General features: G+C 57.3%; 7 protein-coding genes. 5 read left to right on the top strand and 2 right to left on the bottom strand.

Annotation, left to right across the window (positions count from 1 at the left end; all coding sequences use genetic code 11):
- Positions 1 to 152 precede the first annotated feature (152 nt).
- Positions 153 to 1,055, bottom strand: a complete 903-nt coding sequence (locus ACZ2HM_RS00550; RefSeq protein ID WP_470425925.1) for a hypothetical protein — start codon at positions 1,053 to 1,055, stop codon at positions 153 to 155.
- Between the two features lie 233 nt (positions 1,056 to 1,288).
- On the opposite strand from ACZ2HM_RS00550, the gene ACZ2HM_RS00545 reads away from it, so the two are divergent.
- From ACZ2HM_RS00545 to ACZ2HM_RS00535, 3 genes are all read left to right on the top strand, one after another.
- Positions 1,289 to 2,389 (top strand): GSCFA domain-containing protein, encoded by a 1,101-nt coding sequence (locus ACZ2HM_RS00545; protein WP_052027560.1) that lies wholly within the window; start codon positions 1,289 to 1,291, stop codon positions 2,387 to 2,389.
- Positions 2,386 to 3,084, top strand: a complete 699-nt coding sequence (locus ACZ2HM_RS00540; protein WP_470425924.1) for a hypothetical protein — start codon at positions 2,386 to 2,388, stop codon at positions 3,082 to 3,084. The genes ACZ2HM_RS00545 and ACZ2HM_RS00540 overlap by 4 nt, the downstream gene beginning before the upstream one ends.
- A gap of 116 nt (positions 3,085 to 3,200) precedes the next feature.
- A complete protein-coding gene (locus ACZ2HM_RS00535; RefSeq protein WP_470425923.1) occupies positions 3,201 to 4,328 on the top strand; it encodes a hypothetical protein in 1,128 nt (375 codons plus the stop codon).
- Positions 4,329 to 4,389: 61 nt separating this feature from the next.
- Here ACZ2HM_RS00535 and ACZ2HM_RS00530 read toward each other — a convergent pair whose 3' ends face one another.
- Positions 4,390 to 7,713 (bottom strand): glycosyltransferase, encoded by a 3,324-nt coding sequence (locus ACZ2HM_RS00530; RefSeq protein ID WP_470425922.1) that lies wholly within the window; start codon positions 7,711 to 7,713, stop codon positions 4,390 to 4,392.
- 395 nt (positions 7,714 to 8,108) lie between these two features.
- Between ACZ2HM_RS00530 and ACZ2HM_RS00525 the strand changes: the two genes are divergently transcribed.
- Complete coding sequence (locus ACZ2HM_RS00525) at positions 8,109 to 12,068, top strand: glycosyltransferase (protein ID WP_470425921.1); 3,960 nt, start codon at positions 8,109 to 8,111, stop codon at positions 12,066 to 12,068.
- A 48-nt stretch (positions 12,069 to 12,116) separates the two neighbouring features.
- Positions 12,117 to 13,217, top strand: a complete 1,101-nt coding sequence (locus tag ACZ2HM_RS00520; RefSeq protein ID WP_470425920.1) for a glycosyltransferase family 61 protein — start codon at positions 12,117 to 12,119, stop codon at positions 13,215 to 13,217.
- Positions 13,218 to 13,230 lie beyond the last annotated feature (13 nt).

Raw genomic sequence — 13,230 nt, 5'->3', positions numbered from 1 at the left:
CGATAGGGTGCAGGGGCCACATGTCGTTCAGGCTGTGGCTCCAGCGCTGACGGTGCCTTGAGCGCCCACAAAAAAGCCCGCCGCAGCGTTTGACGCTGCGGCGGGCTTTTTTGTGAGGTGTGGCAGGGCTGGTGATCCCCTGCCCTGCCCGGTTAGCGGTCGATGGTCACATCGTCGAAATAGACGGTCTGGTGCCCCTTGGCATCGGCTGAGCGGTAGCTGCCGAGTTCGACGCCCAGTTTCGGGCTGACGGCATAGGTGGCGGGGTTGAAGCCCCATTGCACCGGGCGGTCGAACTGCTTTTGCCCGTCCTGCCAAAAGCCTATGCGGCCCTGCATGGCGCCGCGCTGGTCGGCGGATTGCAGCACGAAGGAAAAGCGGTTCCATTCGCCCTTGCGCACCTTGCCGCGGTAGAGGACGCCCTTGTCGCGCTGGTCGAAATAATAGAGGTTTTCGGCCTGCGGATTGCGCACGGCGATGATGAATTCCTGCACGTCGGGCGACTTGTCCTTGCGGCGCGATAGCGGGACGGTGCGTAGCGACAAGATGGGACCGCCCGGATTGGCATTCTTCACCTTGGACGGACGGCCAGCCATCTTGGGCTGAAAGACCTGGAAATGGATCATCTGGTGCGGCGGCGTGTCATAGCGCTGGTCCAGCTTCATCGCGAAGCTGATCCGCGTGGTCCCCTTGTCGCCAATCTGCATCCCCCCCTGTTCGCCGCCGGGTAGCGGTTTGTAATGCGACCAGAAGCTGTACATGATCTTGTTCTTGGCCGCGCCCTGGGCGCTGGGGTCCATCGAGATGCGCAGGCAACTGGGAGGGGTGAAGCACCCCTTGGACACGACCTGCGGCCGGTCCGCAGCCTTGGTACCCTTGTCGGTGGTGGCGTTGAAGGTCAGCTTGCTGCGCGGATCGACGATGGCGTTAGAACCCTTGGCCTTCATATGCTGGCCCTGGTCGAAATCGACCGACAGACGGCGTTGGGGTTCGGCGGATACGCCCATCGCGGTGCCGAAGCCTGCCGCGAGCAGCGACCAGCGCAAGATTGTCATCCGATGCGCCATCCTATCATCATCCTTCCCTATGTTGCACACGCGAATATCATAACGTGCCATGTGCAAGCGCGATCCATGAAACGTCTTAACGCCATCATGTTGCACCTGTGATGAACCGCCTTTTCATTCCCAAGGCGATCCGATATGCTCCTGTGCAGTGCAACAAACAGTGTTGGTGATCTTCGTTTCTTTTTCCTGTTGCAGCACACGATAAGGTAGGTGAACCGGCGATGGCAAAGAAAGCACAGACAGCGGACGGCGTCGGTTCGACCAATCCTTATGAAGATCTGCCCAAGAAAGCCTTTTGGCGGCCCGCCATCGCTGAACGATCGATGTTCGACATTGACGAATTATGGTCACCCAAATTTCGCATTCCGCCGCGCGCCCCGGTGGCGACCTTTGGCTCCTGCTTTGCGCAGCATATCGGCAACGCCCTGAAAAATCGCAAATTCAATTGGATGATCGCTGAAACGCCACCCGTCGGGATGAGGGAGGAAAGCGCAAAGCTGTTCAATTATAACATTTTTTCGGCGCGCACGGCCAATATCTATACCACGTCCCTATTGCGGCAATGGACCAGTTGGGCATTGGGGCATAGCAGCCCGCCGGAGGAATATTGGGAGAAGAACGGGCGTTTCTACGACCCCTTCCGCCCGGCGATCGAGCCCAATGGTTTTGCCAGCCTGGAAGAGATGCTGCTGTCGCGCGAAGAGACGATCAAGGCCTTTCGCACCTGCATCACGGACTCGCACTTCTTCGTCTTCACGTTGGGACTGACCGAAAGTTGGTTCAACCAAGAGCATGGATATGAATATCCCATGTGCCCCGGCACGGTCGCAGGGGAATTCGACGCCGAGAAGCATCAGTTCCGCAATCAGGCCTTTGAGGATGTGCGATCGGCGCTGATGGACTCGATCCGCATGATGCGCGCCGCCAATCCAAAACTGCAGTTCATCCTGACGGTCTCGCCGGTGCCATTGACGGCTACCAAATCGCCGCAGCATGTGCTGGTGGCGACGATGTATTCAAAATCGGTGCTGCGCGCCGTGGCCGGGCAAATCGCCATGCATCACAAGATGGTCGATTACTTCCCGTCCTACGAAATCATCAATAGCGCCGTCTTCAAGGGCACCTTCTTCGAACCGAACATGCGCGGCGTAAATAAACGCGGCGTCGATTTCGTGATGGACCATTTCTTCCAGGGGTTGGTCCGCACATTCGGCGATTATTTTACAGCGCAGACGCGCAAGGCATCTGCTCCCTCCAAAAAACTGGATGAAGTATGCGAAGAGGAATTGCTGGGCGCATTCGGCGACGCCAAAAAGGGATGAAAATAGCGGTCATCGGCAATAGCCATATTGGCTCGCTCAAGCGCGGCATGGATATGATGAAGGCAAAGGAGGTCTTGTACGATCTCTGCTTCTTCGGCGCGCGCGGCGATGGGTTGAAAAGCCTGACGGTCGAGGACAGCAGTCTTGTGCCGAGCGACGAAGGCACCGCCGATGCGATCGCCTTCACATCGGGCGGCGAACGGAGAATCGATACGGACGGTTATGACGCCTTCCTCCTCTATGGCATGGAGGCACGACCCTTTTTCATCGCCGAAGATCGCTATTATTCGAGCGCCGTGCTTGATCGTGCAGTCGATGACGTCGTGGAGGGCAGCCTGTCCTACAATACGCTCCAAAAACTGCGGACCATTACGGACAAGCCTATTTATATCGGCCACAATCCCATGCGGGGCGCAAGGCGTAACGAGGGACCACAGGATGTCGGGCCATATGAACGCGGCATCGCGCTATTGAATGCCAGAAAATATGCAGCCGTAGGCGCCACCCTGCTACCCCAGCCGGCGACGACGATCATCAACGGCAATGGTACGGCGATGCCCTTTGCCCAAGGATCAAAACGGCTAGCGATTGGCGACGCCCATGACGATGCGCTGCATCCCAGCGTCGATCTCAACCATATGAACGATGACTTCGGCCGACTTTGGTTGACCGAGTTCTTCGCACATCTTTCTTGATAAATAATCGCGTCGCCGATAGCAAACCGCGTCCGCTGGAAGGTAATCGCTAGACCTATGGCATATCGCCTGACCCTTCTCCGCGCGATTCATGCCCCATAAAGGAGATTAGGTGCTTGGCGAAGTTCATCGTTCATATTGGTGACGGCAAGTGCGGCAGTTCGTCGATGCAAGCGGCCCTGTTCGACGCGCGCGACCGCTTGCGCGAAATGGGTTTGGCCTACGCTTCACACCATCGGACCAGCGGCAATTTTTGTTTCGGTACGCTGCTCGGCAAAAATACGCGCGGCAACGCCGAACAGCAGCGGGGTTTTGCGCTCCAAGCTATCAAGACGTTGCAATCGCAGTTGGATCACAGCGATTACATCATCATATCGTCCGAAGCCTTTTTAACGCTGGACCCGGAAGAAGTCGTCGAGATTCTGCAATTCATCACGCTCGACATTGAGCGGATCGACGTGATTGCTTATGTTCGCAACCCGTTGGGCATGTATCTGTCGATGGCCCAGCAACTCATCAAATCCAGTCACCGCTTTCCCCGGCCGGATACCTACGTTCGGTCGCTAGATCGGATGCTTGATAACTGGAACAGTTTTCCCATGATCAGCAGCGTGACTGTTCGCATGTTCGATCGCAATAGCCTGGTCGGTGGGAACGCCGTCGCGGACTTTGAACATGTGGTGAAGAGCCTGACCGGCAAGGATCTTGGGCTCGAACATATCAATGAGAATAGTTCGCTTTCGACCGAGCAAATGGTCGTGTTGCAGGATTATCGCGCGCAGTTCTGCCGGGATAGCGACGGAAAGATGATACCGCCCAGTACCCGACTGATCGATTTTTTTGCGATGATGAACGAATCCGGCATGGTTGGGACCAAGGCCGTTCTTTCGCCCCCCGCCGCTGCGCTGGTGGGAAACAACAACGCCGATATTGTCGAGCGACTGAACAAACGGCATGGTTTCGCGATGCGCTGTCCCCGCCCGACACCGGAAGACCTGCCACCAGCAAATACAGACTGGTCCCGAATTTCCAGCATATTGACCGAAGTCAAACCGGCCTATGTTCACAATTTGAAGATGCTGGTGCCCGCTTTCAATCCGGCGCTGAAAGACGGTGACATGGACAAAGGGCTACGTGCCCTCAACAAACTGGTCGAGATGGAACCGGACAAAAAGTCGGCGATAGAGCGGGCAACGAAGAATTACTGGACCACTGAGTCCCTTGCAGGAATGATCGCCAATTAAGGCAGCGTCGATAACAGGAGCGCAGCGACGGCTCTCTCCTGTTATCGACCCTTAGCCTGCTTCAACCCGCTTCGGCGATCAGTTCGCTCTTAGCCTCAATCTTCGCGCGCCAGCATGCAATGCTTTTTCCATCCAGTTCCGGGCGGTCGATCTGATATTCGGCGACGATGAACCCGTCCTTCGCATAATGATCGGCATCGTCGCCCGGAAACACATCATTCCAGCGTGCGGCATAGCTGTAGCGGTTGTGGGTGATGAAGCGGCCGCGGCCCTTGGTGCGGCCTTCATGATGGGTGACGGTGGACGCGGCGACATATTCGAACACATTGGCACCATGGCCGACGCGATAGCAGAGGTCGATATCTTCCTGTCCGTTGATGAACACCGGGTCGAAGCCGCCGACTGCCGCGAAGTCGGTGGCGCGCATCGCGAAGCAGGCGCCGGTGATGGCACGGAAGCGACGGTTTTGCGTCACCAGCGGGGAGTCGGCGGCCTCATCGACATAGATGGGGTAGCCGAGCGGCGTCTTGCCGGAAAAGACCACGCCCATGCACTGGAGGCGACCGTCGGGGTAGAGCAGTTTGGGTTGCGTGCCCTTGACGTCCGGGTCGGCCAGCGGCGCGAGCAGCGGCTCCATCCAGCCGGCCTTCACTTCGGTATCATTGTTGAGGAAGACCACGCGCGCGCCCTGCGAGGCGGCAAATCCGATATTATTGCCGAGCGAGAAGTTGAGATTGTCGAAATTGTGGATGACGGTGACGCGCCCGTCCCGCTCCGCCCAGCTGTCGAGCAGGCCCGACGTTTCTTCATCACTGCCATTATTGACCATGATGAATTCGACCTTCGCCCGGCCGCAATGGCGCGCGAGCGCGTTGAGGCATTTATTGGTCAGCGAATATTGGTTGAAGACGCACACGATGATCGAGACGAGATCGGGGTCGCGCTGTGGCGCCTGCCCGCGGATCGTGTGCCAGTCGATCACCATCTTGTTGAGCGAGAGGAAGCGCTTTTCCGGTCCGGCGCGATAGCCGGGGCGATCGGTCGGTTCGCCGACCGGCGCGTTGTGCCACGCAGGCTGCGTGGGCACGGGTGCGCCCTCGAACGCCTTGGCCGAAAGCGCGCGCAGCGCCTTCATCCGGCCCGACCCGAAGGCGGATTTTACCCGGCGGGCATAGTCGGGATAGCGTTGGTGGACGATTTCCATCGCCGTCTTGATGAGGCCATCCTTTTCGCCGCCGAAGCTGGCGGTGCGCTGGTGGAAGACATAGGCATGGGGGGTGATGAAATTCTTCCACCCGGCCTTCATCGTGCGCATGCAGAAATCATTTTCCTCGCCATAGCCGCGCGGGAAAGTCTCTTCGTCGAACAGACCGATATGATCCATCAGATCACGACGGATATAGAGGCAAAAGCCATTGCCGGTCGGCACGTCGATCGGTTCGGAGACTTGGGTGAAGGCGATGATCCGCTTGGCCCAGTCGTCATGGCTCATATCGTCGGGCTTGGCATTGACGATATTGGCGACCGGGAAGGAGAAGCTGCCCGAATTGTCGCCCATCGCCGTCACCGTGCCCGCCTTGGGCGTGCCGAAGGCGACCTTGCGCATGCCGTCGATCCAGCCGTCATGGACGATCGTGTCGCTGTTGAGCAGCAGGATATCGTCACCCTCGGCCCAGCGGATGCCGCGATTGATGGTGCGGGTATAGCCCATATTCTGCGGGTTCACGAGCAGGTGGAAGCCGGGATGGCGGGCGAAGCGATCCAGCAGCGGCTGCACCAGTTCGTTGCTGCTGCCATCATTGATCATCAGCACGCGATCACGGGTGAGATCGGTTTTCGCCAGCACCGAGGTCAGGCAGCGCTCGACCGCTTCGGGCGCGTTATAAACCGGCACGATGATGGTGAGGCGGCGGGTCTCATCGTCCCGTAATGGGACGTCTTCCGCAAGAATAGCCGAGAGGGCGTGGCGCAGATTGTTGCGCAGCACGACGGGCGAGAATTGGCGGATGATCTTTTCACGCCCGGCAGTGCCCATGGTCGCGATCAGGCCAGGATCCTTGCACAGCGTATTGACGCGCGCGACCACCGCCTCGACATCCTTGTAACCGACCAGGAAGCCGGTCTGGCCATCATCGATCAGTTCGGGCACCGCGCCCCAGCGATAGCCGATCACCGGACGGCGCGCGGCCTGCGCCTCGGCCACGGTGCGGCCGAAGGATTCCGCGAAGTGGGACAGCGCCATCACGACGTTGAGCTGCGCCATCGCCTCGGCCGGGCTGTCGGCATAGCCCGCAAATTCCAGATTGCCGGGCAGTCCGGCTTCTTTCAGTTCCTCGACATAGGCATTTTCCGGGCCGATGACGCGGAAGCGGGCGTTGGGCACCAATTCCTCCGCCCGGCGCGCGACCTCCACGAAATCGGCGATGCCCTTTTTGGGAATGTTCGAGCTGACGATGCCGAACACCACATGTTCGCCCACGACATTGGGCATGTCGAGCGAATCGACCTTGGCGACATTGGGGACATGGAAGCTGCGACGGCTGTGCGCGAACAGCTTTTGCGTCGCGGCCGAATTGGCGATGACATAGTCGGTCTGGTGCAGGATGCGCTTGATGATCCCGGCCGCATCCATGCCCATGCGGTCGCACAGATGCTCGTCATGGTCGATCAGTTCGCGCGCATGGATGGCGGTCAAGCGGCCGGCGCGGCGCGCAGCGATCAGCGGATCGACCAGGACGATGGTGTTGCAATAAACGAGGGCGATGTTGCGCTGCTCGATGATGTGGATGAAATCATCGATCGAGGTTTCGTCGGGTCCGCGATTCTTCGTCCATTGGAAATAGGGGAAGGAATAGAGGCCGCAGCTCTTTTGCCGCAGCAGGTCGATATAGTCGGGATTGCCTTCGCGCGGGACGGCGACATAGACGTTGAGCTTCATCTGCGCGAGCGCGTCGAGCATGTCGATGAAGCTGCGTTCGCCGCCGAACATCTGCGGATTCACTTCATGCGCGCACAGCAGCACCGAGGGCGCATCTTCGATGACATCGATCGCGCCCTGACGCCAGGCGGCGGGGTCGGCCGCGCGGCGGCGCGGCGCGGTCTTGCGGCCTTCGCGCTGGCCGTTCTTGACATAGTGAGCCAGCGGATTCGCGCCGGCGTCGCGGACGTCGGGATTGACCTCGAAATAGCCGCTCGTGCTGAAATGGGGCGAGGGATCGCGGTTCAGCCGCGCGCCAAGCCAAAGATAATGTTCGACCGGGTCCATGTTAAGAATGGCGACATCGGGATAGGTCCGAACATACCATTCCTCGTCAAACAGGCCCGAATCCTTAATCCGCGCAACATCCTGCGCGGACACAGCGGTCGCTACACTGATCTGACTCACCTAATTTCCCCCGTACAATCCAAATCGATTCACCGGCATCGAAACGCCAACCGGCACGCTCCCCTATGCAACCCGCCCGGCTTCGCTCTTTCCATAGCGAAAAGACACGCATTGTTATCAAGGCGAAAGGATAACCCGGACCGGCCGGAAGATCAACGCAGATGCGAAGAGACTGCCCTATAGCATCCTACGGGAAAATCAGGACGTCATTGCCGCTGCCGCGCCAATGACACATTGACCGTTTAGCGCAATGATCTGCATATCTTGCTGCACTGCGCCAAAATTCTGGCCAGAGCAGACTAGACGGTTGACCGCATTTATATATCAAGGGGATGCAAATCTCCCTTCCCGTTTGGCAAGTGATTTGCTTGCGTGACGACAAACAGAGTGGATGTATGAACGATATCCTGACCCAGAGCGCCCCTCCTTCCGACGAGGCGACCCAAATGCGGACTTTCATCGGACATATTGATGAGATCAGGGGCGGCACCGTCATCGGTTGGGTAAAGGCGGAAGGGATTGACGATCCACTGACGATCGACATTCTGATCGAAGGGATGCCCGTCGCCACCAATGTGTCAGCGAATGTCGAGCGACAGGATGTCGTCGACGCCGGCTTTCCCCAAGCCCATTGCGGATTTGTCGGAACATTGGCGAACGACCTGCCCGATGGGTTGACGCTGGAAGAGGGCATGCCGGTTCTGGTGGAAGTTGTTCTGACGTCCGATAGGACGCCCGCGTTGAGCGGGATGGTGGCCCCCACGGCGGGCGAGACGGCAACCGACGCGCAGAGCGAAGCGGTAGCCATTGAGGCGGCACCTGAAATCCCGCCAAGCGCCGTGCATAGCAAAGCGGCACCCATGGAGGCTGCTCCTTCCATCATAGCCTCCGCGCCGGTTAAGCCGCAGCCCGCCTATTCCTGCAAGGCCCGGATCGAGAGCATATCCAAGACAGAATTGCGCGGTTGGGCTGTCAATACGCGCAATCAGAAGGATTGTTTTCCTGTCGACATTTTGATCGATGGCATCTTTTTCAGCACTATTCGGAATGAATATCGTCGTAATGACCTGCTACGTGCGGGCTTGTCGGACGGTATCGGTGGCATTCGTGCGCCTCTTCCACTCACAGAACTGGGCGCGGGAACATATAACATCGCGATGCGCCTGCCCGACGGAAAGATACAGGCACAGGATATAACGATCGAGGGTGAGAAGCGCCAGAACCGTCGCCACAACTATACCTCATTCATTAGCCCATCCGATACCGCGATCGTCGTTCCGGTCTACAATGCGTATGATGATGTCGAAAATTGCATAAACAGGCTGGCCGCGTTCACGCCCGATGACGTCGAGATCCTGTTCATCGACGATGCGTCCCCCGATGATCGGATAGGCGCGTTGATGGAGCATGCTAAGACTCATGCCAACATGCGCGTGCTGCGTAACGAAACCAATATGGGCTTTACCCGGACGGTGAATCGCGGCCTTGCCGAAGTTGGGAAGAAGCATGCGATCCTGTTGAACAGCGATGCGCGCGTGACGCCCGGCTGGCTAGAAGGCATGTTGACGGCCGCCAGTTCCCGGCCCCGTGTCGCGACGGTAACGGCCATGTCGGATCGCGCAGGTGCCTTTTCTGCGCCCAATATAGGCAACGACAATGAATTGCCGCCAGGCGTCGATGAAATAACCTATGCGCGGGCTTTCCGACGTCGGAGCATGGGCCTCTATCCCATTGTGCCAACTGGCAACGGCTTTTGCATGTTCGTCAATCGCGCCTGCATTGACGAGATTGGCGGCCTGGACGAAGTCGCCTTCCCCCGCGGTTATGGCGAGGAAAATGACTTCTGCATGCGAGCGGGTCGGGCTGGATGGGCCAATCTGATCGATGATCGCACTTATGTGTATCATGATCGGTCAAAGAGTTTTGGTGAGGCCAAGACCGACCTGATGAAGGCAGGGCGCGCGGTCATTGATGCGCGATATCCAGAATATAAGACCGCGATCCGAATTTTCTCAAGCGGGGCAGATATAGCGCTTGCTCGCATCCAAGGTCGCATGGCTCAGCGTGACTGCGCCGCCCCGCGCGAAACGCAGCCCAGGCTATTGTTCGTTGTTGCCACACAGACCGGCGGAACTCCTCAGACCAACCTAGACCTCATGGGGGCCATTGCCGACGGCTTTGACTCTTGGTTGATGCGGTGTGACAGTAAACATATATTCCTGATGCGCCGCGAAGGAGACAGTTTCGAGGAAGTCGCGCGGCATGAACTTCAAGAAAGATTGGAGCCGATCCGGCATATCTCATCGGAATATGATGCGGTTGTCGCTGAGTGGCTTCGTTGCTACGATTTTGAACTCGTGCATATTCGGCATCTGGCCTGGCATAGCTTGAACTTACCACGCGTTGCCAAGGCGCAGGGCTGCACGGTGGTATTTTCATTCCACGACTTTTACGCACTTTGCCCGTCGATCAAGCTACTACGTGCGGATGGGACATTTTACGGCGGCGACCTTGAAAAGCTTGATGGCCTTGCCCTTCCAGAATTGTGGCCAGTAGAAAGCATGCCACCCGTCGACGCCCAATGGATCAGCTATTGGCGAATGCGCTTTGAGAATGCACTTGCGCCATGCGATGCCTTTGTGACGACATCAGATAGCGCCCGCGATACGATTTTAACGCATCTACCCGGCATTGCGTCCGAGCGTTTTCATGTGATCCCACATGGTCGCAATTTTGCCGAACTGTCGTTCTTACGCAAACGCCCACGCCATGGTGAACCGCTGCGTATTCTTGTTCCGGGCAATATCAGCATGGCCAAAGGGCTGGGCGTCATACGGGATCTGTTGATTGAAGATCGAGCAGGCCTGATAGAATTCCATGTACTCGGCAAGATCGACAGCACGCAGGGGATTACCCACCCACGGCTCATCGTCCACGGCACCTATAAGCGGGATGAGTTTGCGCAACGCGTAAAGGCGCTGAACATCCATCTCGGCGCGGTGTTCTCTGTATGGGACGAGACCTATTGCCATACATTGACCGAATTATGGTCGGTTGGCATTCCGCCGCTGGTATTCGATTTCCCGACGGTCGCGACCCGTGTGCGCAAAAGCGGCGCTGGATGGGTGCTACACCACGAGAATATCCAAGACCTTTACATGCAGATATTAGCGCTGGCCTTCGATCCGATCGAACAAGATCGCGTGGATTCCGCAATCGCCGCATGGCAAGATTCAACTGGGTCAGGCGAAACTACGCAACTGATGGGTGGCCGCTATCTAAACGTCTACCGTCAAGCGCGTGGGATGAAACGCGCTCCGATCATAGCAGTCACCGCCCCATCAAACCGGCGGTTGCAACGAGGCAATGCGTCCACCGATATCCGTCTGTGGGAGCGCACCCGCAATGGATTCGAACGCGATGCCATTTTCGTACGGATGACGCCCGACAGCCTGCTCGCTAATCTGCACGCCAAGTCGATCGACGGGGCTATTATCCAGCGCAACGTTATTCCCGCAACTATGGTAGACCCGCTCATAGCAGCGTTCCAAGCCTCTGGAGTGGGCTATATGGTAGATCTGGACGATAATTTGTTAGATGTCCCAACAGACAAAGATCCCACCGGTAGCTATCAGGCTTACGCACCATACCTTCGCCGTTTATTGGCAGAAGCTGGTGGAATAACTGTATCCACGCCCCAGTTGATGACTCATTTGGCAGAGATAAATACGCAAATTCATCTGTTACCCAACCGCCTAAGTGATCCACTTTGGCGAGGCTATAGTGAAGCACGAAGCCCTGACACCGTCATACGCGCCCTCTATTTCGGCAGTCTGACGCACGGCGAAGATTTATCAATGATCGAACCTGCAATCGAAGCAATCTTTGCTCGATATCCGAATTTTCGTTTGGCCGTGGTGGGTGTGCACAATGACCCGATGCCGGAGTGGGCGGAACGGATAGCTGTGCCGATTGGTACGGAGAATTATGGTTACTTCGTGCCATGGTTGAGGGAACAGGCGAAAAACTTTGACTTTGCGATAGCACCGTTGATCGACACCAAATTTAATCAACACAAGAGCGGACTCAAAGCCATGGAAGGCACGGCACTCGGCCTGCCGGTCTTGGCATCAAACGTGGCATCCTTCCAAAATATGGACGCACAGATCGAGAGCCTGACGCTTGTCAACAATGATGTAGGTGCATGGACGGAAGCGCTGGAAACTGCGCTCAAACAGACAAAGTCTAACCGGTCAAAACGCGATGCAATTAAGAGAAGTGCCTTGCAGTCGTTCGGCCTGCAACAGACCCTTTCTCAGTATGACGCTCTAATATTGAATATTTTGATGTCATGATGCGCGATCCGCTTTCGAAAATGGTAAAATTATAATAATCCCTAGCAGATGACGGATAATCAGATTTTCAAAACAGAAGATGCCGCGACGTGTGGAGCGACGCTTCGTCCAATCGCGCGCGTGCAGACATATCCAAGCATGATGCCGCAATTCGCCAATGTCGAACAACTTAAAGGGCATTGGCTAAGCCGAACCGAAGCTGTCCTCAAGCGCGATATTGCGCGGCTGCCGTCTGCGTTCCTGGCGACGATGCGCAATGCGGTTGTTTTCCAGAATGGCTTTGTGCGGTCGGAACAAGGTATCGTCGTCCAGGAAACAATCGTAGGCGCACGCGACGTCACCCCTCCTCAGGAAGATCGGGTGGTTCGTCATGAGCCGCGACCGACGGCGCTGCTGCGTAAGGCAGGCGACAGTGATTTTGCCCATTGGCTCGCCGAACTTCTGCCGCGGGTGCGAGAGTTTCGGGCGATGTTTCCCCAACAGGCGATACAATTTGCCGTACCTGCTTCGCCAGCTGACATGCGCCCCATGCGCCAACGTACGCTGGAATGGCTGGGCGTACGGGATGATGAGATACTTTGGCTTGGTTCAGAGCCGACGCGCTTTGACCTACTGCATTTTATCACGGTCAACTCTATCCATAGCCATACGCATGATTTTACCGGCTTGCGCCATGTATCGGCCCAGGCGCGGGCAAAGGTGCCGCATGGCAAGGCGCATCGCCGCCTCTACATCAGCCGAGACGGCGCTACCAAGCGCAGGCTGCTGAACGAGCCGGATATTGTGAGCCAATTGACGAAGCGTAATTTCACTATCGTTGCGCCGCAGTCGATGAGTATCGATGAGCAGGTCGCCCTGTTTGCCGAGGCCGAAATGGTCGTGGGCACGACGGATGCAACGATGGCCAATATCCTATGGGCCCCCGAACATTGCGAGGTCGTGGCGCTCAGCCCCGATCATGGGCATGAATTTTTCTTTTGGGATATGGCAGGCATCCGAGACCAGACTTTCTCCTTCCTTTTCGGTGATAGTGCAGACCCTTCCCAATTGGGCAACGCCGATTTTACGGCAGACCCTGCCCTGCTATGCAGGATCGTCGATGCAGCATTGGCGCGGATAGCCCGGAGACAAGGGAAACAGCCAGCTTAACCCGGCCGGGTTT

It is taken from the genome of Sphingobium sp. KKT206 (assembly GCF_055640555.1).
The sequence above is the reverse complement of the archived record's forward strand: the minus strand, read 5'-3'. Positions and strand labels throughout refer to the sequence as shown.

Coding starts and splice junctions, on each gene's coding strand:
- ACZ2HM_RS00550 (WP_470425925.1), bottom strand. CDS start 1,055: ATGACAATCTTGCGCTGGTCGCTGCTCGCGGCAGGCTTCGGCACCGCG.
- ACZ2HM_RS00545 (WP_052027560.1), top strand. CDS start 1,289: ATGGCAAAGAAAGCACAGACAGCGGACGGCGTCGGTTCGACCAATCCT.
- ACZ2HM_RS00540 (WP_470425924.1), top strand. CDS start 2,386: ATGAAAATAGCGGTCATCGGCAATAGCCATATTGGCTCGCTCAAGCGC.
- ACZ2HM_RS00525 (WP_470425921.1), top strand. CDS start 8,109: ATGAACGATATCCTGACCCAGAGCGCCCCTCCTTCCGACGAGGCGACC.
- ACZ2HM_RS00520 (WP_470425920.1), top strand. CDS start 12,117: ATGACGGATAATCAGATTTTCAAAACAGAAGATGCCGCGACGTGTGGA.